Source organism: Rhodovarius crocodyli, assembly GCF_004005855.1.
Lineage (GTDB): Bacteria > Pseudomonadota > Alphaproteobacteria > Acetobacterales > Acetobacteraceae > Rhodovarius > Rhodovarius crocodyli.
Genome location: NZ_SACL01000002.1, coordinates 22983 through 47227, shown reverse-complemented (window position 1 = coordinate 47227; position 24245 = coordinate 22983). Strand labels below are relative to the sequence as shown.

26 protein-coding genes are annotated in these 24245 nt (G+C 69.9%); 13 read left to right on the top strand and 13 right to left on the bottom strand.

Going from position 1 to position 24245, the window contains the following annotated elements; all coding sequences use genetic code 11:
• Positions 1–3: 3 nt before the first annotated feature.
• Together EOD42_RS06210 and EOD42_RS06205 are read left to right on the top strand one after the other, a co-directional pair.
• The gene (locus EOD42_RS06210; protein WP_127786653.1) at positions 4–1926 is read left to right on the top strand and encodes a polysaccharide biosynthesis protein; all 1923 of its coding nucleotides are present in this window, start codon (positions 4–6) and stop codon (positions 1924–1926) included.
• Positions 1927–1986: 60 nt separating this feature from the next.
• Positions 1987–3129, top strand: a complete 1143-nt coding sequence (locus EOD42_RS06205; RefSeq protein WP_127786652.1) for a DegT/DnrJ/EryC1/StrS family aminotransferase — start codon at positions 1987–1989, stop codon at positions 3127–3129.
• Positions 3130–3435: 306 nt separating this feature from the next.
• On the opposite strand, the gene EOD42_RS06200 is transcribed toward EOD42_RS06205, so the two are convergent.
• The 6 genes from EOD42_RS06200 to EOD42_RS06175 form a co-directional block, all read right to left on the bottom strand.
• Positions 3436–4269 carry a TauD/TfdA dioxygenase family protein gene (locus EOD42_RS06200; RefSeq protein WP_127786651.1) on the bottom strand — a complete coding sequence of 278 codons (834 nt, stop codon included), beginning with the start codon at positions 4267–4269 and terminating at the stop codon, positions 3436–3438.
• Positions 4266–4520: a hypothetical protein gene (locus EOD42_RS06195; protein ID WP_127786650.1), complete on the bottom strand. Its 255-nt coding sequence runs from the start codon at positions 4518–4520 to the stop codon at positions 4266–4268. The genes EOD42_RS06200 and EOD42_RS06195 overlap by 4 nt, the downstream gene beginning before the upstream one ends.
• Positions 4513–5613: an LLM class flavin-dependent oxidoreductase gene (locus EOD42_RS06190; RefSeq protein WP_127786649.1), complete on the bottom strand. Its 1101-nt coding sequence runs from the start codon at positions 5611–5613 to the stop codon at positions 4513–4515. Before EOD42_RS06190 ends, EOD42_RS06195 begins: the two co-directional genes overlap by 8 nt.
• Before the next feature lie 11 nt (positions 5614–5624).
• Positions 5625–6578 (bottom strand): Bug family tripartite tricarboxylate transporter substrate binding protein, encoded by a 954-nt coding sequence (locus tag EOD42_RS06185; protein ID WP_164867810.1) that lies wholly within the window; start codon positions 6576–6578, stop codon positions 5625–5627.
• 73 nt (positions 6579–6651) lie between these two features.
• Positions 6652–7806 carry an acyl-CoA dehydrogenase family protein gene (locus EOD42_RS06180; RefSeq protein WP_127786647.1) on the bottom strand — a complete coding sequence of 385 codons (1155 nt, stop codon included), beginning with the start codon at positions 7804–7806 and terminating at the stop codon, positions 6652–6654.
• The gene (locus tag EOD42_RS06175; RefSeq protein ID WP_127786646.1) at positions 7799–8002 is read right to left on the bottom strand and encodes a hypothetical protein; all 204 of its coding nucleotides are present in this window, start codon (positions 8000–8002) and stop codon (positions 7799–7801) included. The genes EOD42_RS06180 and EOD42_RS06175 overlap by 8 nt, the downstream gene beginning before the upstream one ends.
• 555 nt (positions 8003–8557) lie before the next feature.
• Here EOD42_RS06175 and EOD42_RS06170 point away from each other — a divergent pair.
• The 9 genes from EOD42_RS06170 (at position 8558) to EOD42_RS06130 (ending at position 15555) form a co-directional block, all read left to right on the top strand.
• Positions 8558–9526, top strand: coding sequence for a Bug family tripartite tricarboxylate transporter substrate binding protein (locus EOD42_RS06170; RefSeq protein ID WP_127786645.1), 969 nt, complete (start codon positions 8558–8560; stop codon positions 9524–9526).
• Positions 9527–9530: 4 nt separating this feature from the next.
• A complete protein-coding gene (locus tag EOD42_RS06165; RefSeq protein WP_164867809.1) occupies positions 9531–10493 on the top strand; it encodes a Bug family tripartite tricarboxylate transporter substrate binding protein in 963 nt (320 codons plus the stop codon).
• Positions 10494–10572: 79 nt separating this feature from the next.
• Positions 10573–11589: a sulfate ABC transporter substrate-binding protein gene (locus tag EOD42_RS06160; RefSeq protein ID WP_127786643.1), complete on the top strand. Its 1017-nt coding sequence runs from the start codon at positions 10573–10575 to the stop codon at positions 11587–11589.
• Positions 11586–12437 (top strand): sulfate ABC transporter permease subunit CysT, encoded by an 852-nt coding sequence (gene cysT / locus EOD42_RS06155; protein WP_127786642.1) that lies wholly within the window; start codon positions 11586–11588, stop codon positions 12435–12437. Before EOD42_RS06160 ends, cysT begins: the two co-directional genes overlap by 4 nt.
• Positions 12434–13267, top strand: coding sequence for a sulfate ABC transporter permease subunit CysW (cysW, locus tag EOD42_RS06150; RefSeq protein WP_127786641.1), 834 nt, complete (start codon positions 12434–12436; stop codon positions 13265–13267). The genes cysT and cysW overlap by 4 nt, the downstream gene beginning before the upstream one ends.
• Positions 13264–14346, top strand: coding sequence for a sulfate/molybdate ABC transporter ATP-binding protein (locus tag EOD42_RS06145; RefSeq protein WP_127786640.1), 1083 nt, complete (start codon positions 13264–13266; stop codon positions 14344–14346). The genes cysW and EOD42_RS06145 overlap by 4 nt, the downstream gene beginning before the upstream one ends.
• Positions 14347–14369: 23 nt before the next feature.
• A complete protein-coding gene (locus EOD42_RS26590) occupies positions 14370–14693 on the top strand; it encodes an SH3-like domain-containing protein (RefSeq protein WP_127786639.1) in 324 nt (107 codons plus the stop codon).
• On the top strand, positions 14690–14971 hold the full coding sequence (locus tag EOD42_RS26585) for an SH3-like domain-containing protein (RefSeq protein ID WP_127786638.1): 282 nt from the start codon (positions 14690–14692) through the stop codon (positions 14969–14971). Before EOD42_RS26590 ends, EOD42_RS26585 begins: the two co-directional genes overlap by 4 nt.
• A complete protein-coding gene (locus tag EOD42_RS06130; RefSeq protein ID WP_127786637.1) occupies positions 14968–15555 on the top strand; it encodes a nitrile hydratase subunit alpha in 588 nt (195 codons plus the stop codon). The genes EOD42_RS26585 and EOD42_RS06130 overlap by 4 nt, the downstream gene beginning before the upstream one ends.
• Positions 15556–15666: 111 nt before the next feature.
• Here EOD42_RS06130 and corA read toward each other — a convergent pair whose 3' ends face one another.
• From corA to EOD42_RS06105, 5 genes are all read right to left on the bottom strand, one after another.
• Positions 15667–16650: a magnesium/cobalt transporter CorA gene (gene corA / locus EOD42_RS06125; RefSeq protein ID WP_127786636.1), complete on the bottom strand. Its 984-nt coding sequence runs from the start codon at positions 16648–16650 to the stop codon at positions 15667–15669.
• 55 nt (positions 16651–16705) lie between these two features.
• On the bottom strand, positions 16706–17407 hold the full coding sequence (gene mtnC / locus EOD42_RS06120; protein ID WP_408902152.1) for an acireductone synthase: 702 nt from the start codon (positions 17405–17407) through the stop codon (positions 16706–16708).
• Positions 17404–17943, bottom strand: a complete 540-nt coding sequence (locus EOD42_RS06115) for a 1,2-dihydroxy-3-keto-5-methylthiopentene dioxygenase (RefSeq protein ID WP_127786634.1) — start codon at positions 17941–17943, stop codon at positions 17404–17406. Before EOD42_RS06115 ends, mtnC begins: the two co-directional genes overlap by 4 nt.
• Positions 17940–18497: a methylthioribulose 1-phosphate dehydratase gene (locus EOD42_RS06110; RefSeq protein ID WP_127786633.1), complete on the bottom strand. Its 558-nt coding sequence runs from the start codon at positions 18495–18497 to the stop codon at positions 17940–17942. Before EOD42_RS06110 ends, EOD42_RS06115 begins: the two co-directional genes overlap by 4 nt.
• A 63-nt stretch (positions 18498–18560) precedes the next feature.
• A complete protein-coding gene (locus EOD42_RS06105; protein WP_127786632.1) occupies positions 18561–18830 on the bottom strand; it encodes a twin-arginine translocase TatA/TatE family subunit in 270 nt (89 codons plus the stop codon).
• Positions 18831–19146: 316 nt separating this feature from the next.
• Between EOD42_RS06105 and EOD42_RS06100 the strand changes: the two genes are divergently transcribed.
• The gene (locus EOD42_RS06100) at positions 19147–20136 is read left to right on the top strand and encodes a TerC family protein (protein WP_240654981.1); all 990 of its coding nucleotides are present in this window, start codon (positions 19147–19149) and stop codon (positions 20134–20136) included.
• A 123-nt stretch (positions 20137–20259) separates the two neighbouring features.
• Here the strand turns inward: EOD42_RS06100 and EOD42_RS06095 are convergent, their stop codons facing one another.
• Complete coding sequence (locus tag EOD42_RS06095) at positions 20260–21561, bottom strand: LLM class flavin-dependent oxidoreductase (RefSeq protein WP_206020272.1); 1302 nt, start codon at positions 21559–21561, stop codon at positions 20260–20262.
• 179 nt (positions 21562–21740) lie between these two features.
• Between EOD42_RS06095 and EOD42_RS06090 the strand changes: the two genes are divergently transcribed.
• Positions 21741–22802, top strand: coding sequence for an alkene reductase (locus EOD42_RS06090; RefSeq protein ID WP_127786630.1), 1062 nt, complete (start codon positions 21741–21743; stop codon positions 22800–22802).
• Between the two features lie 257 nt (positions 22803–23059).
• Here the strand turns inward: EOD42_RS06090 and EOD42_RS06085 are convergent, their stop codons facing one another.
• Entirely contained in the window at positions 23060–24211 is a 1152-nt protein-coding gene (locus EOD42_RS06085) for an aminotransferase (protein WP_127786629.1), read from the bottom strand.
• Between the last annotated feature and the right edge of the window lie 34 nt (positions 24212–24245).

The following is a 24245-nucleotide window of genomic DNA, read 5'->3' as shown; positions in this document are numbered from 1 at the left end:
GGCATGGCCCAGAGCGCCCCGCGTCGCATTGTCCTGAACTGCCTGGTGGATGCCGCGCTGGCCATGCTGGCGCTGCCCATCGCCCTGTGGGTGGGGGCGCCCGGCGTGGCCCCGCCCGGCCTGTGGTGGCCCATCGCCCTGCTGACCTGCGCGGGCCTTCTGCTGGCCATCGGCTGGCCGCTCGGCCTCGCGCGGCAGTACTGGCGCTTCTCCAGCCTCAGCGACGCGCTGGCCGTCGCAGGTGCCTCGGCGCTGGCGGCCCCCGCCTTCTGGGCGCTGGTCACGCTGACCGATGCCTGGCACCCGGCGACCCCGCGCTTCTCCGTGCTGCATGCCATGGTGCTGACCTTCGTGCTGTCGGGCGCGCGGGTGGCCACCCGGCTGGCCGCCCAGCGCCGCGCCAGCCGCGACGACGCCGACCCGGCCACCGAGGTGCTGCTGGCCGCGGGGCCCGATGCCGCGGACCTGTTCATCCGCGCGGCCCAGGCCGACCCCACCAGCCGCTACCGCATCACCGGCATCCTGACCCGCCGCTCCCGCCAGGCGGGCCGGCGCATCCAGGGCCTGCCGATCCTGGGCGTGGTCGAGGAAGCCGACGCGGTGCTGGAGCGCCTGCGCGCCGAGGACCGCCTGCCGGCCCTGATCGTGCTGGCCGGCTCCGACCTGCAGGGGCCGGAGCTGGAGGCGATGCTGGACGCCGCCGACCACCACGGCGTGGCGGTGAAGCGCGCGCCCCAGCCCACCCTGCTGGGCAACGCCGCCCGCCCGGATGAGGCTCCGCGCCTTGAACTGCGCCCGGTCTCGATCGAGGAGCTGCTGGACCGCCCGCAGGTGCCGCTGGACCGCGAGGGCATGGCCCGCCTCATCCAGGGCCGCCGCGTGCTGGTCACGGGTGCCGGCGGGACCATCGGCGGGGAGCTGTCGCGCCAGGTCGCGGCCCTCGGCCCCGCCAGCCTGACCTTGCTCGACCATGGCGAATTCGCCCTCTATGAGATCGACCTGGAACTGCGGGAGCGCCACCCCGAGCTGCCCCGCCGCGCCGTCATCGCCGATGTGCGGGACGCCGCCCGCATCAAGCGGCTGATGGAGACGCTGAAGCCGGAACTCGTCTTCCACGCCGCGGCCCTGAAGCATGTGCCCATGGTCGAATCCGACCCGCTGGAGGGCATGCTGACCAATGCCCAGGGCACGCGCATCGTGGCCGATGCCGCGCGCGCGGCCGGCTGCATGGCCATGGTGTTCATCTCGACCGACAAGGCGGTGAACCCCACCAGCGTGATGGGCGCCAGCAAGCGCCTGGCCGAGATGTACTGCCAGGCGCTGGACCTGGCGGGCCAGCGCGAGGGCGGCATGCGCTGCATCACCGTGCGCTTCGGCAATGTGCTGGGCAGCACCGGCAGCGTCGTGCCGCTGTTCCGCCGCCAGCTGGAACGCGGCGGCCCGCTGACCGTCACCCACCCCGACATGCGCCGCTATTTCATGACGGTGCGTGAGGCCGTGGGGCTGGTGCTGCAGGCGGCCGTGGTCGGCACGGCGGCGGTGCATGAGCTGCCGGCCCTGCGTGAGGGCGGCATCTTCGTGCTCGACATGGGCAGCCCGGTGAAGATCGTGGACATGGCGCGCCGGATGATCCGCCTCGCCGGCCTGCGCCCGGATGAGGATGTGGAGATCCGCTTCACCGGCCTGCGCCCCGGCGAAAAGCTCTATGAGGAGCTGTTCCACGGCCAGGAACCGCCGCGCGCCACCCCCTATCAGGGCCTGCTGATGGCCACCCCCCGCACCGGGGATGTGGCGGTGGTCGGCCGCGCGATGGATGAGCTTGCAGCACTGGCCACCACCGGCCAGACCACCCTGGCACTCGCGCAGCTGGGCCGGCTGGTGCCTGAGTTCACGCTGGATGAAAGCGGGCGCCGCGTTTCAATCTGAAACCAGTCTTGAATCGAGTGCGGGTGGACACCCGCACCGCAACATGGGACGCCATCGGCCATGACATCGACCCCGATCGCCCTTTTCGACATGCACGGCCAGCAGGCCCTGATCCGCGAGAAGCTGCGCACGCGCATCGACGCGGTGCTGGCCTCCGGCCGCTTCATCAACGGCCCGGAAGTGACCGAGCTGGAGGAGAAGCTGGCGGCTTTCGCCGGCGGCGGCTACGCGGTCGGCGTGTCCTCGGGCACCGACGCGCTGCAGATCGCGATGATGGCCGAGGGCATCGGCCGCGGCGACGCGGTGTTCCTGCCCGCCTTCACCTACACCGCCACCGCCGAGGTGCCGCTGGTGCTCGGCGCCACGCCGGTCTTCGTGGACGTTGACCCTCACACCTTCAACATCGACCTTGCCGACCTCGAAAAGCGCATCGCCCTGGTGCAGGCCGAGGGCAAGCTGAAGCCGCGCGCGATCGTGGGCGTCGACCTGTTCGGCCGCCCGGCCGACTGGCCCGCCCTGCACGCGCTGGCCGACAAGCATGGCCTGTTCCTGCTCGACGACGCGGCCCAGGCCTTCGGCGGCGACATCCAGGGCAAGCGGCTGGGCCGCTGGGCGCATGCCACGGCGCTTTCCTTCTACCCGACCAAGACCCTCGGCTGCTACGGCGACGGCGGCGCGCTGCTGACCCCCAGCGAGGAGAAGGCCGCGCTCTACAAGTCGCTGCGCACGCATGGCGAGGGCGGCGGCCGCTATGAGGTGCTGCGCACCGGCATGAACGGCCGCCTGGACACCATCCAGGCCGCCATCCTGCTGTGCAAGCTGGAGCTGTTCGACCAGGAGCTGAAGGACCGCGCCAAGGCCGCCGCCTGGTACAATGAGGCGCTGGGCAACAGCGTGCAGGTGCCGGAACTCGTGCCGGGCCATGCCTGGGGCCTCTACACCATCCGCCTGCCCGATCTGGAAACCCGCACCCGCGTGCAGGAAGGGCTGAAGGCCGCCGGCATTCCCTTCGGCGTGTATTACCCGAAGCCCCTGCACCACCAGCCGGCCTATCAGGGCGCGCATACAGCCGGCCTGACGGCAGCGCCCGCGCTGACCGTGGCCGAGCAGCTGTGCCACCAGGTGATGAGCCTGCCGATGCACCCCTACCTGACGCAGGAGCAGGTGCAGCGGGTGGCGGCGGCGGTGAAGGCGGCGCTGTAGTCGGGGCTTTGCCCCGGGCCCCAGCAAGGGGCGCTGCCCCTTGCATCCCCGCCAGGACCGTAGCGGCCCTGGACCCCGGGGAGTCGGCGCAGAAACTTGATTATTATAATGAAACTAGCGCCTTGCCTGCCCAGGTCGGGCGCCAAACTCCTATCAGGTCCAGGAGATATTATCTCCTGGCGGGGGTGTCGGGGGCAGCGCCCCTGACTGCTTCCCTCCCCAAAAAAAGAAAGCGCGCCGGCATGTGCCGCATAAACCGGCGCGCTTCCTGCTCCACCGGGGAGAGCCCTCCCGGCGGTGCCTCGGTCAGGCGGGGCTCAGCGCCTCGCCCTTGATGGTGACGCGGCTGCCGCTGCGGACGTTCGGGAAATAGTCCCAGATCGCCAGGTGCTGCACCGCGCGGTTGTCCCAGAAGGCCACGGACTGCGCATTCCACCGGAAGCGGATCTGCCAGTCGGGCTTTTCGATGTGGCGGTAGAGGAATTCGAGGATCGCCTCGCTCTCCTCCTCCGGCACCTCGTTGATGCGGTAGGTGAACAGCCGGTTCACATACAGCGCTGGGCGGCCCGAGATCGGGTGCCTCACCACCACGGGATGCACGGCCTGCGGAAACACCCGGCCGCGGTCGTCGATGCCGTTCAGCGCGTTGCGGCGGCGATAGTTGCGCTCGCCGGAATGCAGCGCGGTCAGGCCTTCCAGATAGGCCTTGAGCCGGGGCGACAGCGCCTCATAGGCCGCGTAGCTGCCGGCGAACAGCGTGTCCCCGCCCTGGGGCGGGATGGTGTGCAGATGCAGGACGGAGCCCAGCGGCGGCTCCTGGTGGCAGGACACGTCGCTGTGCCAGCGCTCGCCCGCGATCACCTTGCTGTTCGCATCGGCATGGATGGGCAGGATCTCGGGGTGGCCGTCCGGGCCCGGCGTATTCGGGTGGATGTCCAGCTCACCGAAATAGCGCCCGAACCGCTTCTGGCTGTCATGGTCGAAGGGCTGGTCGCGGAAGAACAGCACGCCGAACTGGCCGAGTGCCGTGCGCAGCTCCTCAACCTGCCGGTTCGTCAGCGGGCGGGTGATGTCGATGTCCTCGATCTCGGCACCCAGATGCGGCGAGACGGGGCGGGGCTTCAGGGCCGTGTAGCTCATGGTTTGTCCTCCCTCGGCAGGTCGAGCGGGTCTTCCTGCAGCAGTGTCGCCGCGCCGATGATGACGAACAGCGCATCCGCCATCAGCCGTTGCCACCAGCCCTGGCCGGGCTGGCGCGGCGGGGCCGGCTCATGCGCGATCGCGGCGGCGACCCGGGCATCGGCCTCGGCCAGCGCCTGGTTCAGCGCATGGCCGGCCGCCCCCTCATCGGGGCGGATATGGCCGGGGCAGATCAGGCGGGCGCTAACCATGGGCCAGGGCCGCCTGCAGCTGCCGTGCCCGCACCGCCGCGCGTGTCGCGGGCAGCAGCGAGTGGCCGAACTCCAGCGCATCCTCCAGCGGGTCGAAGCCGCGGATCAGGAAGGTCGATACGCCCAGCTCCGCGTAGTCGGCCAGGGCATCGGCCACCTGCTCCGGCGTGCCGACCAGGGCGGTGGTGTTGGCCCCTGCCCCCACCGCGGCCGCCACCTCGGTCCAGAGGCGCTTGTCGCGCACCCGGCCGCCGGCGGCTGCCTCCAGCAGGCGCTTGCTGCCGATGCTCTCGGGCTTGGGGTTGCCCTTGCCGAAACTCTCCCCGCGCAGCTCGCGGATGCGCTCCAGGATGGCGTCGGCGCGGCGCCAGGCCTGTTCCTCCGTGCTGCCCAGCACCGGGCGCACAGACAGGCTGAAGCCGATGCCGGCGGGGTCCCGCCCCGCCCGGGCGGCGGCGGCGCGCACCCGGCCGATCAGTTCCCGCGACTGCTCCAGCGTCTCGCCCCAGAAGGCATAGACATCGGCATGGCGGCCGGCGGCCTCGATCGCGGCGTCGGAGGCGCCCCCGAGGAAAACCGGAATCCCGCTCAGGGGCTTGATCTCGGAGAAGGCGTTCTCGAGGCGGTAGTGCTCGCCGTGATGGTTGAACGGCTTTTCCGCCGTCCAGACCCGGCGCAGCAGTCCGACATATTCATCGGTGCGGGCATAGCGGCCGGCATGGTCCAGGAAGTCGCCGTCCGCCTTCTGCTCGGCCGGGTTGCCGCCGCTGATGATGTGCACGGCGGCACGCCCGCCGCTGATGTGGTCGAAGGTGGCGAACTGCCGCGCCGCCAGGGTGGGCGCGATGAAGCCCGGCCGGTGCGCGATCATGAAGCCGATGCGGCTGGTGCTGTAGGCCGCGTGGGTGGCCGTCAGCAGCGTGTCCGGGTGGCTGGAATGCCAGGCCACCAGGATGCGGTCGAAGCCGCCTTCCTCATGCGCGCGGGCGAAGCGCGCCACATAGTCCAGGTCCAGCACCGGGCCGCTGGCCGGATGGATCTCCGAGCTGCGGCGGTGGGAGATCATGCCGATGAACTGCAGGGGATGGGTCATGGCTTGTTTCCTCAGGCGATGTGGAGGCGGCGCAGGGCATCGCCCACGGCGGCGTGTTCGCGCCGCACGCGCTCGCCCAGCTCGGCGGGGTTGGCGGTACGGGGGCGCAGGCCGAAGCGCAGCAGGGCGGCGACCACCTCGGGCTCCTCCAGCGCCGCGTTGAAATGCGCGTTCAGCGTCTCGACGACATGGGCCGGGGTGCGGGCCGGGGCGAACAGGCCGAACCAGCCGACGGAGGGCCATTCGAGCCCCACCCCCTGCTCCACCGCGTTGGGCACGTCGCCGAACTCGTCCCAGCGCCCGTCGCCGAACACGGCGATGGCGCGCGCCCGGCCGCCGCGCACATGGGGCGCGGCGATGGGGTCGAACATCATGTGCACGTCCCCCGCCACCAGGGCGTTGGCGGCCGGCGCGCTGCCCGGGAAGGGCACATGCACGATGTCGATGCCCGCTTCCTCGGCCAGCAGCGCGCCGCGGAAATGCCCCGCCGTGCCGATGCCGGCCGAGCTGTAGTTCAGCTTGCCCGGGTTCGCCTTCGCATAGGCCACAAGCTCCGCGATGTTGCGCACCGGCAGGCTCGGGTGGACTGCGAACAGGGAGAAGCTGTCGCCGGTCAGCGCCACGGGCGTGAAGTCCCGCAGCGGGTCATAGCCGGCATGGCCCAGATGCGGCACCACCGTCAGGTTGCCGGCCGAGACGTTCAGCAGCGTGTAGCCGTCAGGGGCCGCCCCGGCCACGAGGCGGGAGCCGACGGAGCCGCCCGCCCCTGCCCTGTTCTCCACCACCACCGGCACGCCCAGGCGCTGCGTCAGCGCGCGGGACATGAGGCGGGAGGTGTTGTCGTTCGTGGCCCCCGGCGGATAGGGGCTGATGTAGCGGATGGGACGGTTCGGATAGCCCTCCTGCGCCAGGGCGGGGAAGGCCAGCAGGGGCGCGCCCAGCAGCGCGCGTCGCGGGAAGATCATGCGGTCAGTCCGAGGATCGAGATCAGGGAAAGGACGGCGGCCAGCGCCAGCGCGCCCCGAAGCGTGAGGGAGATCATGCGGCGGCCCCCGCCAGGGCGAAGCGGCCGGCGGCCTGGGCGGCCGCGTCCTCCGTCGGCACATGCACGCGCGCGCACTGCACGTCGCGCCAATGGCGCTCCAGCGGGTTCGCGCGGTCCAGCGCGTGGTTGCCGGCCAGCGAGGCCGCCCGGTCCACGATGGCGATCGCGAGCTTCGCGAGCTCCGCCTTCACCGCCCCGCTTTCGGCCGCGACGGGCGCGAGCCCCGCATCGGCATCCTGCGCGAGCGACCGGATCAGCCGCCGCGCGGTGATGCGCTTCAACTCGATCTCGCCCACCGCCTGCTGCACGGTCGCGAGCGCCGAGAGAGGCTGCGGCAGGCCCGAGGGCTGGCGGCTGTTGAGGAAGGCCAGCACCCAGTCGCGCGCGGCCTCCGCCACGCCCAGATAGACGGCCGAGACGATCACGGCGTTCCAGGCGGCCTGCACGTCGTCGCGCGCGCCCCAGGCGGCGGCGGGGGCCAGCCCGGCCACATGCTCATAGGGCACCGGCACGTCGCGGAAGACCACGTCATGGCTGCCGGAGGCCCGCAGGCCCAAATGGTTCCAGGCCTCCACGATCTGCACGCCCGGGGCGTTGGCCGGCACCAGGAAGCTGCCGATGCGCGGCTCATCCTCGGCGGTGGCGGCCACCACCTCCATGAAGCGCAGCCCGGGCGCGCCGGTGACATAGCGCTTGCGCCCGGTGATGAGCCAACCCTTGGGCCCGCGGCGCGCGGTGGTGGCGGGCAGCCCGCCCCGGGTCGGCGAACCCAGCTCGGGCTCCGCCCGGGCGGAGTTCAGCAGCGCGCCCTCGGTCACGGCCAGGCGGCCCAGGCTCTCACGCAGGGCGGGCGTAAAGCCCTGCCCGCGCGCCAGGGCCGCATGCTTGGACAGCTGCATCGCCACGACCAGCGCCGTGGCCGGGCAGGCGGCGCCGAGCGCCTGGATGGTCTCGGCGGCCTGGGCGAGCCCCGCGCCCGCGCCGCCCAGGGCGCGCGGCACGGTCAGGGCCAGCAGCCCAGCCTCATGCAGCCGCGCGAGGGCCGCGAAGGGGAAGCCGGCATCGCGGTCCCGGGCGGGCGCCTCGGCGGCGATGGCGGCCAGCAGCGCGGAGCCCGGCAGCGCCGGGCGGGTCAGGGTGTCAGGCATGGGCGTGGCTTTCCTGGCGGCGCGCGCGGCGCAGCAGATGAAGGGCGGCGCGCTCGGTCTCGGCGGGGCCGGAGAAGCCCGCGCGGTGCAGCGGGCGCAGGCGCGGGTCGAGCGCGATCAGGTACCAGCCGGCGCGGCCCAAAGCGGCGACGGCGACCAGGTTGGAATGGTCGGTGATGGGAATGGAACGGCGCATGGCATCGGTCCGGCAATGAGGTGGCTGTTCGGGGCTGAGGCGGGGCTCAGCGACGACAGGCCATGGCGGCGAAGCGCCTCAGTTCGAGGGCCATCGAGATGCTCCGGAAAAGCGCCGGGGCCGAGGCCCCGGCCAAGTGTTGGGAGGTAACGCCAGTCACGGTGTCGCCTTGAACAGCCCTGGGGCTGCTCCGCCGGCGACGAGCGGAGAGGAGCGGCGCGTCAGGCCGCGGCGGGACATCGCGGGGGGCCGCCTTGCCGGAAACCGGGGGTCGGGAGGGTGGTGCGCTTCGGCATGGCGGCAGATCACACGATCATTCATCGTGAGTCAATCCATAATGCTTTTCTGTATCGTATATATAAGCCACTGATTTAATGACAAATTGGCCGATATCCCGGCTTTTTCCTGCACAAACACACGGAATTTTTCCGAGAATCATATTTTCATGCGTCATTTTCACGTTGAATATGCCGGCCAGCAACCGGAGCCCTTGGCATGCAGCGATGTTCCCGCCGCCAGACCCACGCCTGACCACCTCTCACCAAGGAAAATTCCATGCTGACCCGTCGCCTCCTGCCAGCGCTGCTCGCGGCACCCGCTCTCGCCCAGGCCCAGCCCACCCCATTCCGCCGGCCCGTGAGGGTCATCGTCTCCTCCGCCGCCGGCGCCAGCCTGGACACGCTGGCCCGCGTCCTGGCCCCCGCCGTCTCCGCCCGCATCGGCCAGCCGGTGGTGGTGGAGAACCAGGGCGGCGCGAACGGCCTGATCGCCACCCAGCAGGTCGCCCGGTCCGAGCCGGACGGCACCACCCTGCTGGTGACGGGCGACGCCATCGTGCTGTCGGAAATCGCCAACCCGCAGCCCGGCCTGGGCTTCCGGGAGGCCTTCGCCCCGGTGGTGCAGGCGGTGAAGGCCGCCCAGATCCTCGTCACCCACCCCGGCAGCGGCTTCAGGGACGTGCAGGGCTATATCGCCGCGGTGAAGGCGCAGCCCGGCAAGCTGAATGTCGGCATCCCGGCGCTCGGCGGCATCGCCCAGGTCGTGCATGAGGTTCTGGCGAACCGCGTGGGCGGCCTGCCGGTCGAATACGTCTCCTACCGCGGCGGCGGGCCGGCCACGCTGGACCTGCTGGCACGCAACACCGATGCGCTGGTCATCACCCTGCCCGCCATCACCGACCAGGTGCGCAACGGCGCCATCATCCCGCTGGCCGTCACCACCGGGGAGCGCGACCCGGCCCTGCCGGAGGTCCCGACACTCGCCGAGACCGTCGCCCCCGGCTTCGACATCGATTCCTGGCAGGGCGTGCTGGCCCCCGCCCGCACCCCGCCCGCGACGCTGGCCGCGCTGAACACCATCTTCACCGAGGCCCTGCGCGATGCGGCGGTGTCCGAGCGCCTGACCGGGCTCGGCTTCGCGGTCACGGCGCTGCCGCCGGACCAGTTCGCGGCGCGTGCTGCCGCCTCCATCGAGACCTTCGGCCCGGTGGTGCGCGCGCTGGGCAATGCCGGGCCGAGGAGCTGAGGGGATGCGCATCACCCGCCGCGCCTCTCTGGCGCTGCCCTTCCTGGCGACACCGGCCCTGGGCCAGAACTACCCCAGCCGCCCCATCCGCGCCGTCGTGCCCTTCCCGGCCGGCGGCGGGGTGGACACCTTCGCCCGCGCCATCGCCCCCGCGCTCACCGCCGCGCTCGGCCAGCCCGTGGTGGTGGAGAACATCGGCGGCGCGTCCTCGCGCATCGGCACCCAGGTGGTGACGCGCGCGGCACCGGACGGCCTGACCATCCTGATCACCAACGACACGCTGGCGGCGGTGGATGCCCTGCCGGTGGCGGGCACGCCCGCGCTGGTGCCGGGGCTGGCCCCGGTGCTGCTGGGCGCCACCGCGCCGCAGATGCTCATCACCCACCCGCGTTCGGGCATCCGCAGCGCCGCCGACTACACGGCCCGCATCAAGGGCCGGGGCGCCGTGCATGTGGGGGTGCCCGGGCTCGGATCCTCCCAGCATTTCGCGAGTGAGCTGCTGGGCCAGGCGCTCGGCGGCCGGCCGGAGCATGTGCCCTATCGCGGCGGCGGCCCGCTGATGCTGGACCTGATCGCGGGCACCATCGATGCCGGGATGGTCACGCTGGGCGCCGGCATCGACCAGGTGCGGGAGGGACGCCTGGTGGCGCTGGGCGTCACCGGCGCCGCCCGCAGCCCGGCCGCCCCCGACACCCCCGCCTTCGCCGAGGCCGCGGCCCCCGGCTTCGCCATCGAGACCTGGATGGGCATCCTGGCCCCGGCCGGCACCCCGGCGCCCATCCTGGCCGCGCTGCATGCCGCCGCCGTGGCGGCGATCCGCGAGGCCGGGGTGGTCAGGCGCCTGGATTCTCTGGGCTTCGCCATTCCCGCCATCGGCCCTGAACCCTTCGGCGCACTGCTGCGCGACACGGTGGCGCGCTTCGCCGATGTGGCGGGCGCCGTGGGCATCCGAACGGGCGACGCATGATCTTTCATCACGCGTCGCAACATCACGATTTGACCAGGGGCGCCCGGAGCGCCCACCATGCCTCCCGAGGAGAAACACCATGAACACCACGGCCTTCTCCCGCCGCGCCGGCCTGGCCGGCCTTGCCGCACTGACCGGTGCGGGCGCGGCAAGCGCGCAGAGCGCGCCGCAGCAGCTGCTGAATGTCAGCTATGACCCGACGCGTGAGTTCTATCGCGAGTACCACACGGCCTTCACCGCCTTCTGGGCCGCGCAGGGCCATCCGCGCCCCCGGCTCAGCGCCTCTCATGGCGGGTCAGGCAGGCAGGCGCGGGCCGTGATCGACGGGCTGGCGGCCGATGTCGTCACCCTCGCCCTCGCCTACGACATCGATGAGATCGCGGAGCGCGGCCTGCTCTCGAAGGAATGGCAGCGGCGCCTGCCGGACAATTCCTCCCCCTACACCAGCACCATCGTGTTCCTGGTGCGGCGCGGAAACCCCAAGGCCCTGCGCGACTGGCCGGACCTGCTGAAGCAGGGCGTCTCCGTCATCACGCCCAACCCGAAGACGTCAGGCGGGGCGCGGTGGAACTACCTGGCGCTCTGGGCCTGGGCGCTGCGCCAGCCGGGCGGCACGGAAGCCACGGCCGAGCAGGCGGTGGCCCAGCTGTTCCGCCAGGTGCCGGTGCTGGATACCGGCGCGCGCGGCTCCACCACCACCTTCGTGCAGCGCGGCCAGGGCGACGTGCTGCTGGCGTGGGAGAATGAGGCCCATCTGGCGCTAAAGGAGTTCCCGCAGGCGGGGCTGGAGATCGTCTACCCGCCCTTCTCCATCCTGGCGGAACCGCCCGTGGCGGTGGTGGACCAGAATGTGGAACGGCGCGGCACCCGCGCCCTGGCCGAGGCCTATCTGCAGCACCTCTACAGCGACGAGGCGCAGCGCCTGGCGGCGAAGCATTTCTATCGCCCGCGCCAGCAGGCCGCGGCCGGCGGCCAGTTCCCGGCCATCGAGCTGGCCACCGTCGACACCGTCTTCGGTGGCTGGGGCCGCGCCCAGGCCACGCATTTCAACGATGGCGGCGTGTTCGACCGCATCTACCGACCCGGAGGCCGATGAGCACCGCCCCCCTCCTGCGGCGCCCCTTCCTGAGGCGGCAAGCCCTGCCGGGGCGGGGGCTGGCGCTGGGCGTCACGCTGATGTGGCTGGGCGGGTTCATCCTGATCCCGCTGGCGGCCCTGGCGCTGCGCCCCTGGGAGAAAGGGCTGCCCGCCATCTGGGAGGTGCTGACCGAGCCCCGCGTGCTGGCGGGGTTCCGGCTTTCCTTCGGGGCCTCGGCGCTGGCGGCGCTGATCGCGGCGCCGCTCGGCCTGCTGCTGGCCTGGGTCATCACGCGCTATCGCTTTCCCGGCAGGCGCAGCCTGGATGCGCTGATCGACCTGCCCTTCGCCCTGCCCACCGCCGTGGCGGGCCTGGCCATGACCGCCATCTTCGCCAACAACGGCTGGGTGGGCAGCCTGCTGGAGGGCTGGTTCGGCTGGAAGATCGCCTTCACGCCGGCGGGGGTGGTGGTGGCGCTGGTCTTCGTCTCCCTGCCCTTCATCGCCCGCACCGTCGAGCCCGTGCTGCGCGACCTGCCGCGGGAAGCCGAGGAAGCGGCCGCAACACTCGGCGCCACCCGGCTGCAGACCATCCGCCGCGTGGTGCTGCCCGCCCTGCTGCCGGCGCTGATCACGGGCTTCGGCCTGGGCTTCGCGCGGGCCGTCGGCGAATACGGCAGCGTCATCTTCATCGCCGGCAACATGCCCATGGTCAGTGAGATCCTGCCCCTGCTGATCGTGGTGAAGCTGGAGCAGTTCGACTATGCGGGCGCGGCCGCCATCGGGCTGGCCATGCTGCTGGCGGCCTTCCTGATCCTGCTGGCGCTGAACCTGCTGCAGCACGGGCTGCGCCGGGGGCGGCCATGAGGGAGGCCACGCGTGACCCCACATGGCTTTCCGCCGGGCTGATCGGCCTGGCGGTGCTGATCGCGCTGGTGGTGCTGGTGCTGCCGCTGGCCGCCGTCTTCACCGAGGCGCTGCGCCGCGGCTGGGAACCGGCCTGGGAGGCGATCACCGACCCCGACGCCATCTCGGCCATGTACCTGACGCTGCTGGTGGCGGCCATTGCCGTGCCGGTGAACACCATCGGCGGCATCGCCGGCGCCTGGGCCGTCGCGCGCTGCGACTTCCCCGGCCGCCGCCTGCTGGTCACGCTGATCGAGCTGCCGTTTTCCGTTTCGCCCGTCATCTCGGGGCTGGTCTACGTGCTGCTCTTCGGCGCCCAGGGCTATTTCGGCCCCTGGCTGCAGGCGCATGACATCCAGATCCTGTTCGCCCTGCCGGGGCTGGTGCTGGCCACCATCTTCGTCACCTTCCCCTTCGTCGCCCGCACGCTGATCCCGCTGATGCAGGAACAGGGCCAGGCGGAGGAGGAAGCCGCCCTGACCCTGGGCGCCAACACGGCGCAGATCCTGTGGCACGTCACACTCCCGAAAATCCGCTGGGCGCTGCTGGCGGGCATCCTTCTGTGCAATGCCCGGGCGATGGGGGAGTTCGGCGCGGTCGCCGTCGTCTCCGGCCATATCCGCGGGGAGACCAACACCATGCCGCTGCATGTCGAGATCCTGTACAATGAATACCAGTTCGTCGGCGCCTTCGCGGTGGCCGCCTTGCTGGCGCTGCTGGGCCTGGTCACGCTCGGCGCCAAGACGGCGCTCGAACTGCTTTCCCGCCAGCGGATGGGGGGCCACGCATGAGTGTGCGGATTGCGGGCGTCAGCCGCCGCTTCAGCGGCCAGGCCGCGCTGGATGACGTGTCGCTGGAGGTCGCCACGGGCGAGTTCGCGGCGCTGCTCGGCCCTTCCGGCTCCGGCAAGACCACGCTGCTGCGCGTGCTGGCGGGGCTCGACTTCCCCGATGACGGGCGCATCGAGATCGCGGGCACCGACATGGCGCGCGTGCCGGCACGGGAGCGCCAGGTGGGCGTCGTGTTCCAGCACTACGCCCTGTTCCGCCACATGAGCGTGGCCGAGAACGTGGCCTTCGGCCTGAAGGTGCGCCCGCGCGCGCGCCGCCCCGACAGCGCCGAGATCAACCGCCGCGTGCGGGAGTTGCTGGAGCTGGTGCAGATCCCGGAACTGGCCGCGCGCTTCCCGGACCAGTGCTCCGGCGGGCAGCGGCAGCGCATCGCGCTGGCCCGCGCGCTGGCCATCGAGCCGCGCCTGCTGCTGCTGGACGAACCCTTCGCCGCGCTGGACGCCGTGGTGCGTAAGGAGGTGCGGCGCTGGGTGCGCGGCCTGCATGACAGGCTGGGCATCACCACCATCCTGGTCACGCATGACCAGGAGGAAGCGCTGGAGCTGGCCGACCGCGTGGCGGTGCTGGAACGCGGGCGCCTGGCGCAGTTCGCCGCCCCCGCCACCCTGCTGGCGGAACCCGCCACCGCCTTCGTCGCGGGCTTCATCGGCGAGGCCTGTGCCATTCCGGCGCGTATCCTGCATGGGCGGCTGGACAGTCCCATCCCGGGCCTCTCCACCCCGGCCGGCTGGCATGACGGCGCCGTGCGGCTGTTCCTGCGCCCGCATGAGCTGCTGGCCGAGGCGGGTGACGGGCCGGCGCTGGTGCGGATGATCCATCCCTCGCTGGGGGCGGCGACACGCGTGGTGCTGGAACTGGACGGCCACACGCTGGAAGCCACCGTGCCGCCGGGCGCGGCGGTGCCCGAACGCGGCGGCCGCGCCGCGATCCGGGCTTCCGGCGCCATCGCCTTCGCCGAGGACGGCATGCGCGCGCGCCTCGTCGCCGGGAACTTGCCCGCGCATGCCTCCGCCCCCTAACCTGCCGGGTAAAGGAGATGGACATGCCGCCCGAGACAGCACTGCCAGAGACCGCGCCGGGCCGATCCCATCACGACATGGGCGGCGTCACGCAGTTCCTCTGCGCGCCGATCGACAAGGAACACCATGAGCTGACGCGTTTCGACCGGCAGGTGGATGCGCTGCGCCAGGTGCTGGCCATCCATGGCCTGTTCAGCACCGACGAGATGCGGCGCGGCATCGAATCCCTGCCCGCCGAGGTCTATGACGCCTCCAGCTATTATCAGCGCTGGCTGTTCTCGATGGTGAAGGTGATGCTGGAAAAGGGCGTCGTCACCGAGGACGAGTTGCGGAGCGCGCTGGCATGAGTTTCGCCCCCGGAACCCGCGTGCGCGTCCGCGACGCTTGGCCGGAGCTGGAAGGCCCCGCCCATATCCGCACGCCGCATTACGTGCGCGGCCGCACCGGCACGGTGCTGAAGCGCCTGGGCGCCTTCCGCAATCCGGAGGACCTGGCCTTCGCGCGGCCTGCCGCGACCATCCCGCTGTATCACGTCGCCTTCGAGCAGGCCGAGATCTGGCCCGAGAACGCGCCCGGCGACGAATTCCTGATCGAGATCTACGAGCATTGGCTGGAGGCGGCATGAACCTCGCGGAACTGGACAGCGACAAGCTGCTGGCGGCCTTTCGCGGCCTGCTGCTGAGCAAGGGCGTGCTGGCGGAGGAGGAGCTTTCCCGCAGCAGCGCGGCCATGGACGCGGCATCCCCCGCGCGCGGCGCGGCCGTGGTGGCGAAGGCCTGGGTGGATGCCGACTACCGCGCCCGCCTGCTGGACAACGCCACGCCGGCCATCGAGGAAATGGGCATCTACCTGACCGGCGCCCCGCCGCTGGGTGTGCTGGAGAACACGCCCGACGTGCACAACATCATCGTGTGCACCCTGTGCAGCTGCTATCCGCGCATGCTGCTGGGCTATCCGCCGCTGTGGTACAAATCGGCCGGCTACCGCTCCCGCGCGGTGCGCGATCCGCGCGGCCTGCTGCGCGAGGAATGGGGCACCATCATCCCCGCCGAGACCAAGGTGCGCGTGCTGGATTCGACCGCCGACTATCGCTGGATGGTGCTGCCGCGCAGGCCGAAAGGCACCGAAGGCTGGAGCGAGGAGAAGCTGGCCGGGCTGGTAAGGGAAACCGACCTAATTGGGGTGACGGTGCTGCCGGAAGCTGTTTAGGTCCATGTTCTTTTTTGGAAAAAAGAACCAAAAAACTTTTGGCAGTTTGAAGCACCCGCAAACTCACAAAAGTCTTTTTGCTTCTTTTTCTACAGAAAAAGAAAATTACCCTTACAGCCATCCCTTCCGTTTGAAGTACAGCACCGGCAGCACCGCCGTCGCGATCATCAGCATGATCGCCAGCGGATAGCCGAAGCTCCATTCCAGTTCCGGCATGTGCTGGAAGTTCATGCCGTAGATGCTGGCGATCAGCGTGGGCGGCATCAGCGCGACCGACACCACGGTGAAGGTCTTGATGATGCTGTTCTGCTCGACGTTGATGATGCCCAGAACGGCATCCAGCAGGAAGTTCGCCCGGTTGTTCAGGAAGTTCGCGTGCTCCACCAGGGAGCGCACGTCCCGCACCAGGGTCTTGATGGTGGGCTGGTTTTCCTTGCGGATGGCCGTGCCCTTCTCCGCCCCGATGAAGGTCAGGATGCGCGACAGGCCCAGCAGCGTCTCGGACCCGCGGGTGGTGATTTCACCGACCTGGCCGAGCGTGACCAGCGCGGACTTCAGCGAATCGTCGCGCTGGTTGGCCTTCAGCCCCTTGCGCGCGGCGCGGAACGCCTCGCTGGAGGCACGGTCCATGTCCAGGCCCAGCCGCTCCAGTATGTCGGCCAGCCGGTCCACGATCTGCTCGAACAGGTGCAGCATCACGCCATCGGCGCTGGACAGCAGCGCCGGCACCTTCTGGCAGCGCGCGGCGAACATCGGAAAGGCCTTGGGCGTGGCATAGCGCACCGTCACCAGCGTGGTGCCGGTCAGCACATAGGTGATGGCGGTCGAGCCGAACTCGCCCGCCTCCATGCCATAGAGGAAGTTGGCGGTGAGAAAGAGGTCCTCGCCTTCCTTGTAGAGGCGCGAGGAGCTCTCGATCTCCTGCATCTCCTCACGCGTCGGCACCTCGATGCGCAGGGCGTCCTGCACCGCGCGTTCCTCGGCCTGGCTGGGATTCAGAAGGTCGATCCAGACGGCGCGGCGCAGCGCCACGTCGTCCGTCACGCCCTCGCGCAGCAGCATCTGCCCGTTTTCGACGGTATATGCGTTGATCATGTCGGCTGCTCCCGGATGGCGGGTGCGGGTTTCTAGACCGGGGCGGGGGTGGCTGTCACCCGCCGGATGGCAATCCGAACAGGGTTGTCACCTGAACGAAATCACGGGCTTCCGGATGCCCCGCCACGGCGACGGTCTTGTCCTCGGGCCGGACCAGCTGGCAGGTGCGCATGCCGGCCGACTGGGCCGCGTCCAGTTCCAGCCCCACATCGGACAGGAACAGGATGTCACCCGGGAACAGGCCCAGCGCCTCGGCGATGGCCGTGTAGCTGGGTGCCTCGCGCTTGCCGCCCATGCGGGTGTCGAAGAAGCCGCGGAACAGCGGCACCAGGTCACCGGCCACGGAATGGCCGAAGATCAGGCGCTGCGCCTCCTCGGAACCCGAGGAATACACCGCCAGTTCGAGCCCGCCGGCATGCCAGCCGCGCAGCGCATCCGCGACGTCGGGCCACAGATGACCCTTCAGCCGGCGATCCTGGTAGCCCTGGCGCCAGATCAGCCCCTGCAGGGTCTTGAGCGGCGTGACCTTGGCGTCGGCGGCCATCCAGGCGCGCAGCGTCTCGGCGGGCGGGCGCCCGGGCTCCATGGCCGAGACCTCGGCCAGGATGGGGGCTGCCTCTGCGGGGTTCGCGGCCAGGTAGCCGTCCAGCGCCTCGGCGGCGAAGGGGAACAGCACCTGGTGCACGAAGGAGATGGCGGTGGTGGTGCCCTCGATATCCGTCAGCACCAGCCTGGGCGGGGTGGTCACCCGCCTCAGCCCGTGATGGCCGGGAAGCGCTCGGAAATCCCGCTCTCGGTGAAGTGCGGCACCCAGCCGGAGGTGTCGGTGAAGATCCGCACGGCCGTGAAGCGCGGCGCCGCCCCGGCGTCGAACCAATGCTTGATGTTCGCCGGCACGCTGATCAGGTCGCCCGCCGTGCAATAGGCGTCGTAGATCTTGCCGTCGACATGCAGGATGAAGTTGCCGGCACCCGCGTGGAAGAAGCGCACTTCGTCCTCGGTGTGGATGTGCTCGTTCAGGAACTTCGCGCGCATGGCGGCGGCCTGCGGATGGCTGGGGTCCAGCTTGATCACGTCGGCGCTGCCGGCGCCGGTCTCGCCCAGCAGGGTGTCCAGCTCGGGGCGATAGGCCTCCAGCACCTGCTCGGCACTGGCTTCCTCGGGGATGTCCTTGGCGGGCCAGCGCTCGAAGCGCACGCCGAGCGGCCGCAGGGCCTCGGCGATCGCCGCGCCGTCCTCGGCACGCAGTTCCAGGGCGCCGGTGGCGGCGTCACGCACGGTCAGAAGGCTCATAGCTTCCTCGCTTCCAGCTCGCAGGCGAGCATGAATTCAAGCGCCTCAAGACGCAGCAGCGCCTCGGGCATGTCGCGGCCCCAGACATATACGCCGTGGCCACGGATGAGATAACCGGGGATCTTCGCCGCACCGGCATCCCAGCGCGCCTCGACCACCGCCTGCAGGCGGGCGATGTCCTGGTCGTTGTCCACCACCGGCAGGCTGATGCTGGCCTCATGCGTGGCCAGGCCCGGAAAGGCCTTCAGCAGCTCATAGCCCGACAGGGTGATGGCATCGCCCGCGCGGCGCGACAGCACGGTCACGGGAATCGAGTGGCCGTGCAGCGCGGCCCCGGCCTCGGGGTAGCGCCGGTAGATGCCGCAATGCAGCCCGGTCTCGGCCGAGGGGCGCAGCGATGCGTCCTCGGGCCTGCCCTGTTCGTCGACCACCATCAGCGCCGCGGGGGTCAGCATCCCCTTATGGAAACCGGAACGCGTGACGGCAACGCGGCCGGGCCCCAGCCTGACGGAGAAATTCCCCGCCGTGGCCGGCACCCAACCGCGTGCATCCATGCGATGCCCGGCTTCGATGATCGCGGTAGCGATGGCGGGCGGGATTTCTCCGCCCGCCACGGTTCAGGCGGGGCGGCTGGGGTTGGCGGCGGGCTGCGCCGTGGCCGGCTGCGCGGCGGCAGGCTGCGGGGCAGGAATGCTGCCGGCAGGCTGCGCGGGCGGCGCGGAGGTCGCCACGGCGGAGGCGTCGCCCTCCTCCTCCTTGATGTTCTGCTTGAAGGATTTGATGCCCTTCGCCAGGTCGCCCATCAGGCCGCTGATCTTGTTGCTGCCGAACAGCAGCAGCACGACGACCAGGACAATCAGCCAATGCCAGATGCTAAAGGAACCCATGGCGTTACCCCAAAAGATAGGATGAGACCCGCGGCAAGACGCCCGGGAGACTGACAGGAACCTAGTGTGCCGCCCCCCGCAACACCAGCCCCGCGCGGCGACACGCGGATGAAATACGCATGCCACGTGCGTTTTTCATTGCAACGAGTTCATGTTTTCGGCATTCACCCCCCGTCCGGGCCCCTCTGGCGACCCCTCCTTCAGCGAGGGCGATCGTGATGTCGGACAGAACAACCTGCCGCCGTGGAGCACTCCCTCCCGGCAGATGTTCTGTACGGCGGCGATTGTGGAGAGGACCCGACTATTGGATTTTTTCGTGTTGGAATGGCTCGGCAAGCCCATCTGGATGTGGGCCGGCTTCCTGAGCATCGTCGCCCTGCTGCTGGCCTTCGACCTGGGCATCCTGAACCGCAAGGGCAAGGAACTGGGCGTGAAGGAAAGCCTGGTGCTTTCCGCCTTCTATATCGGCTTCAGCATGATCTTCGGCGCCGGCGTCTGGTGGGCGCATGAGGCGGGGCACCTGCCCACCGAGGACGGCACCCATGCCGGCATCACCTGGTTCACCGGCTTCTTCATCGAGAAGGCGCTGTCGATCGACAACGTCTTCGTCATCAGCCTGATCTTCGGCTTCTTCGCCATTCCCGGCCGCTATCAGTACCGCGCCCTGGTCTATGGCATCCTGGCGGTGATCGTGCTGCGTGGCCTGATGATCGGCGTGGGTGCGGCGCTGGTGCGTGAGTATGACTGGCTGCTGTATATCTTCGGCGCCTTCCTGGTGCTGACCGGCATCAAGATGCTGGTGATGCCCGAGGGCGAGACCGACGTCTCGAAGAACCCGCTGGTGAAGTTCCTGCGCCGCCGCATGCGCGTGACGGATGAGCTGCACGGCGAGAAGATGTTCGTCCGCCTGCCCGACGGCGCCGGCAAGATCCGCCTCTGGGCCACGCCGCTGTTCCTGGCGCTGGTGGTGATCAACGTGGCGGACCTGATCTTCGCGGTGGACAGCGTGCCGGCCATCTTCGCGCTGACGACGGACATGTTCGTGGTGTTCACGGCGAACATCATGGCCATCCTGGGCCTGCGCGCGCTGTACTTCGCGCTGGCGGCGCTGGTGCACCGCTTCGCCTATCTGAAATACGCGCTGGCGATGGTGCTGGTGTTCATCGGCGCCAAGATCTTCTGGAACAGCGCGGTGGGTAAGGTGAATCCCGCGATCTCGCTGGGTGTCACGCTGGCGATGATCACGGGCGGCATTCTCTACTCGCTGTGGAAGACGCGGGGCGAGGAAGCGCACGCGGCCAGGTAAGGATGGGACCGGGGAGCTTCGGCTCCCCGGCATATTCTTCTTTTTCTGTAGAAAAGAAGCAAAAAGACTTTTGTGAGTTTAACTCATCAAAAGTTTTTTGGTTCTTTTTTACAAAAAAGAACATTAACCAAACCTGTTCACAGGCACTTCCAGCCCCAGATGCCCCCGCAGCGTCGTCGCGGTATACTTCGTCCGGAACAGTCCACGCCGCTGCAACTCCGGCACCACCTCATCCACGAAGCCGTCGAAGGCGCCGGGGAACCAGGCGGGCAGGATGTTGAAGCCATCCGCCGCGCCCCCCTCGAACCATTCCTGCAAGGTATCCGCGATGTCGCTGGCGGTGCCCGCGATCACCCAGTGCCCGCGCGCGGCACCGGTCAGGTTGTGCAGGTCGCGCCAGGTCATTATCTCGCGCCGCGCCTTGGACAGCATGGCCTTGGCGAAGCCGTGCGAGGTGTCGGGCAGGGGCAGGTCCGGCACCAGCTCATCCATCGGGAAGCCCGAGACATCCATGCCGAGGCGATTGCCCAGCATGCTGGCGGCGTTGGTGGAGGTGACGAAGGACTGCAGCTGCTCCAGCACGTCCCGCGCCTCCTGCCTCGTGCGGCCGAGGATGGGCATGACGCCGGGCAGCACCGCGATTTCCTCCGGCCGGCGGCCATAGCCCGGCATGCGCCCCTTCAGCGAGGCATAGGCCGCCCGGGCTTCCTCGAAATCCTGCACGACGGAGAACACGACATCGGCGGTACGGGCCGCCAGGTTCTGCCCGGGCTCCGAGGAGCCGGCCTGCAGCACGATCGGGCGGCCCTGCGGTGAGCGGCTGACATTCAGCGGCCCCTTCACGCGGAAGAACTCGCCCTCATGGTCCAGCGTATGGACCTTGCTGCCGTCGATATAGCGGCCGGTGTCGCGCTCGGCGACGATGGCCCCGTCCTCCCAGCAATCCCACAGGCCCAGCACCACATCGACGAATTCCTCGGCGACACGGTACCGCGCCTCATGCGGCGGATGGTTGCGGCCGAAATTCGGCGCGGCCTTGGGGGAGGAGGAAGTGACGGCATTCCACGCCGCGCGCCCCCCGCACAGATGGTCCAGCGAGGCGAACTGGCGCGCCACGTTGAAGGGCTCGTTGTAGGTGGTGGACGACGTGGCGCCGAGGCCCAGATGCGTGGTGGTGGCGGCCAGCGCCGCCAGCATCGTGATCGGCTCCAGCCGCGCGGTGAAGGAGGGGTGGTCGTTGACCCCGGCCGAGAGCCCGTCGCCCAGGAACAGCAGGTCGAAGCAGCCGCGCTCCGCGATGCGGGCGATGTGCTGCACCACGGACAATGACTGGAAACTGTCATAGGCGCCGGGCATGCGCCAACCGGCGATGTGGTTGCCCGTGCCCAGCACGAACACGCCGAGATGCATCTGCCTGGCCATCATGGAATTCCCTCACTCAAGGCGCGGCAGGGTGGGCGCGGGCGCCTGTGCGGACAAGCCGGGCGGGGTGGCCCGATCGCGGGTGCCGCGCCATGATCTGCCCAACGCGCGTGCACCGGGTGTCTTTTCAACCGCCCTGCCCTCCCCATGTGCACCGCATCATCGTTCCGGAGAGAGTTCGTATGGCCACCCTGTTCGACCCCGTGAAGATCGGCGCGCTGACGCTCGCCAACCGCTTCGTCATGGCGCCCCTGACCCGCATGCGCGCCTATGAGGGCCGGGTGCCCGGCGCGCTGCAGGCCGAGCATTACTCGGCCCGCGCCACCGCCGGCCTGATCCTGACCGAGGCGACCTCCGTCACGCCCATGGGCGTGGGCTATCCGAACACGCCGGGCCTGTGGTCCGACGCGCAGGTCGAGGGCTGGAAGGTCGTCAACAAGGCCGTGCATGACGCGGGCGGGCTGATCTGCGCCCAGCTGTGGCATGTGGGCCGCGTGTCGCACTCCACCTATCTGGACGGCAAGCCGCCGGTGGCCCCCAGCGCCATCGCCATCCGCGGCCAGGTGTCGGTGCTGCGCCCCAAGACCGACTATGAGGTGCCCCGCGCGCTGGAGACCGATGAGATCCCGCTGATCGTGCAGGATTTCGTGAAGGGCGCGGAGAACGCGAAGAAGGCCGGCTTCGACTGCGTCGAACTGCACGCCGCCAACGGCTATCTGTTCGACCAGTTCCTGCATGAGGGCAGCAACCACCGCACCGACCAGTATGGCGGCAGCATCGAGAACCGCGCGCGCTTCCTGCTGGAAACCGTGGACGCGCTGACCGCCGTGTGGCCCGCCGACCGCATCGGCGTGCACCTGAACCTGATGTCCAGCTCCCACGACGTGGCGGACAGCGACCCGCGCGCGCTGTTCATCTATGTGGCGGAGCAGCTGAACGCCCGCGGCATCGGCTTCATCTTCGCGCGTGAGGATGTGTCGGCAGGCAAGGGCCGCATCGGCACCGACGTGCGCCGCGTATTCAAGGGCGCCTATATCGCCAATGAGGGCCTGACGCGGGAAGTGGCCGAGAAGCTGATCGCGGACGGCGAGGCCGATGCGGTGTCCTTCGGGCGGCTGTTCATCGCGAACCCCGATCTGGTGGAGCGCTTCAGGACCGGCGCGCCGCTGAACCCGCTGGTGGCCGAGACGATCTATGCGGCCGGTGAGACGGGGTACAACGACTATCCGCGTCTGGCCGGTTAGGGCGACGGGGCTTTGCCCCGAACCCCACCAAGGGGCGCTGCCCCCTGGAACCCCGCCAGGAGATAATATCTCCTGGACCTGATAAGAGCTTGGCGCCCTACCTCCTCAGGTGGGGCGCCGTTTTCATTATAATAATCAACGCTGCCAGGATGTGGTGCCAAGTCCCCGGGGTCCAGGGCCGCTACGGTCCTGGCGGGTTCCAAGGGCAGAGCCCTTGGTGGGGCCAAAGGGGCCAGGATTGGGGCAACGCCCCAGCCTTACCCGACCCGCCCCGGTATCTCCGCGATCCTCGCCGGCTCCATATTCGCGAAGGCCAGACGCAGGTGCCTCTCCTGCCCCGGCCCGAAGAACGGTCCCGGCAGGCACAGGAAGCCGTGCTCCGTCGCCAGTTGCTCGGCCGCTTCCATCGCCACCGGATAGCGTTCCGGCAGCCGCACATAGGCGAAATAGGTGCCGATCGCGTCCAGCCGCCAGCCGGGCAACTGCGCGAGGGCGGCCCGGCAGGCATCCGCGCGCTCGGCCATGATGGCGCGGTTGCCGGCGCGCCAGGCGCCCAGCGCAGGCACCGCCCAGGCCAGCGCCCGCTGCGCCGGGCGGGCGGGGCAGATCTGATAGCTGTCCAGCGCGGTCATCAGCGCCTGCCGGAGCGCCCCGCCGCCCACCACGGCACCCACCCGGTGCCCCGGCACGCAATAGGCCTTGGAGAAGCTGTAGAGGCCGATCAGGTACTCCTCCCAGCCAGGCTCGCTGAACAGGGAATGCGGCGGGCTGGCGCTGTCGGGCAGGAAGTCGCGATAGGTCTCGTCCAGCACCAGCCACACATTCTTGCGCCGGCACATCGCCGCGATCTCATGCAGGACGTGCGGCGGGTAGATCGCCCCGGTGGGATTGTTGGGCGAGACGAGGACCAGCGCCGTCAGCCCGTCCAGCAGCTTCTCCAGCCGCTTCGGGAAGGGGATGAACCCGTCATCCGCGCGGCAGGGAATGGGCACGGGCACCGCCCCCTGCATCAGCAGCGTCATCTGGTGGTTGAAGTACCAAGGGGTGGGCAGGCCGATCCTGGCGCCCGGCCCCGCGATGGTGGCCATCACCATGGCGAAGGCCAGATTGCAGCCGGCGGTGATGGCGATGTGCCGTGCCTCGATGGGCGCGCGGTAGAAGCTGGCCGTATCGGCGGCCAAGGCCTCGCGCAGCGGCAGGTCGCCGTCGATGGGGCCATAACCTGTGGTTGCGGGATCAGCCGCGGCTTCACCGAGTCGCGCCAGCAGATCGGGATGCGCGGCATAGCCCGGCACCGCCTGCGTCAGGTCGAGGACAGGCGCATTGCCCTGGTAACGGGCCGCCCAGCCGCGCACGGCGGGGATGGGCGGCACCGGGGTGGCCTGGATGGTGGCGGAAAGCGGGGGCATGGGGCCGGAGGCTGAGCCGTTACGCGGCCGGCGG

Bases quoted from the DNA above. Each gene is read 5' to 3' on its own strand.
- EOD42_RS06115 (WP_127786634.1), bottom strand. From the start codon at position 17,943: ATGAGCCTTCTGACCGTGCGTGACGCCGCCACCGGCGCCCTGGAACTG.
- EOD42_RS06090 (WP_127786630.1), top strand. From the start codon at position 21,741: ATGGCCACCCTGTTCGACCCCGTGAAGATCGGCGCGCTGACGCTCGCC.
- EOD42_RS06200 (WP_127786651.1), bottom strand. From the start codon at position 4,269: ATGAGCTACACGGCCCTGAAGCCCCGCCCCGTCTCGCCGCATCTGGGT.
- cysT (WP_127786642.1), top strand. From the start codon at position 11,586: ATGAGCACCGCCCCCCTCCTGCGGCGCCCCTTCCTGAGGCGGCAAGCC.
- cysW (WP_127786641.1), top strand. From the start codon at position 12,434: ATGAGGGAGGCCACGCGTGACCCCACATGGCTTTCCGCCGGGCTGATC.
- EOD42_RS06205 (WP_127786652.1), top strand. From the start codon at position 1,987: ATGACATCGACCCCGATCGCCCTTTTCGACATGCACGGCCAGCAGGCC.
- EOD42_RS06130 (WP_127786637.1), top strand. From the start codon at position 14,968: ATGAACCTCGCGGAACTGGACAGCGACAAGCTGCTGGCGGCCTTTCGC.
- EOD42_RS06180 (WP_127786647.1), bottom strand. From the start codon at position 7,806: ATGCCTGACACCCTGACCCGCCCGGCGCTGCCGGGCTCCGCGCTGCTG.
- EOD42_RS06165 (WP_164867809.1), top strand. From the start codon at position 9,531: ATGCGCATCACCCGCCGCGCCTCTCTGGCGCTGCCCTTCCTGGCGACA.
- corA (WP_127786636.1), bottom strand. From the start codon at position 16,650: ATGATCAACGCATATACCGTCGAAAACGGGCAGATGCTGCTGCGCGAG.
- EOD42_RS06190 (WP_127786649.1), bottom strand. From the start codon at position 5,613: ATGACCCATCCCCTGCAGTTCATCGGCATGATCTCCCACCGCCGCAGC.
- EOD42_RS06210 (WP_127786653.1), top strand. From the start codon at position 4: ATGGCCCAGAGCGCCCCGCGTCGCATTGTCCTGAACTGCCTGGTGGAT.
- EOD42_RS06195 (WP_127786650.1), bottom strand. From the start codon at position 4,520: ATGGTTAGCGCCCGCCTGATCTGCCCCGGCCATATCCGCCCCGATGAG.
- EOD42_RS06185 (WP_164867810.1), bottom strand. From the start codon at position 6,578: ATGATCTTCCCGCGACGCGCGCTGCTGGGCGCGCCCCTGCTGGCCTTC.
- EOD42_RS06095 (WP_206020272.1), bottom strand. From the start codon at position 21,561: ATGATGGCCAGGCAGATGCATCTCGGCGTGTTCGTGCTGGGCACGGGC.
- EOD42_RS06105 (WP_127786632.1), bottom strand. From the start codon at position 18,830: ATGGGTTCCTTTAGCATCTGGCATTGGCTGATTGTCCTGGTCGTCGTG.
- EOD42_RS06160 (WP_127786643.1), top strand. From the start codon at position 10,573: ATGAACACCACGGCCTTCTCCCGCCGCGCCGGCCTGGCCGGCCTTGCC.
- EOD42_RS06145 (WP_127786640.1), top strand. From the start codon at position 13,264: ATGAGTGTGCGGATTGCGGGCGTCAGCCGCCGCTTCAGCGGCCAGGCC.
- EOD42_RS26585 (WP_127786638.1), top strand. From the start codon at position 14,690: ATGAGTTTCGCCCCCGGAACCCGCGTGCGCGTCCGCGACGCTTGGCCG.
- EOD42_RS06170 (WP_127786645.1), top strand. From the start codon at position 8,558: ATGCTGACCCGTCGCCTCCTGCCAGCGCTGCTCGCGGCACCCGCTCTC.
- EOD42_RS06110 (WP_127786633.1), bottom strand. From the start codon at position 18,497: ATGGATGCACGCGGTTGGGTGCCGGCCACGGCGGGGAATTTCTCCGTC.
- EOD42_RS26590 (WP_127786639.1), top strand. From the start codon at position 14,370: ATGCCGCCCGAGACAGCACTGCCAGAGACCGCGCCGGGCCGATCCCAT.
- EOD42_RS06085 (WP_127786629.1), bottom strand. From the start codon at position 24,211: ATGCCCCCGCTTTCCGCCACCATCCAGGCCACCCCGGTGCCGCCCATC.
- EOD42_RS06175 (WP_127786646.1), bottom strand. From the start codon at position 8,002: ATGCGCCGTTCCATTCCCATCACCGACCATTCCAACCTGGTCGCCGTC.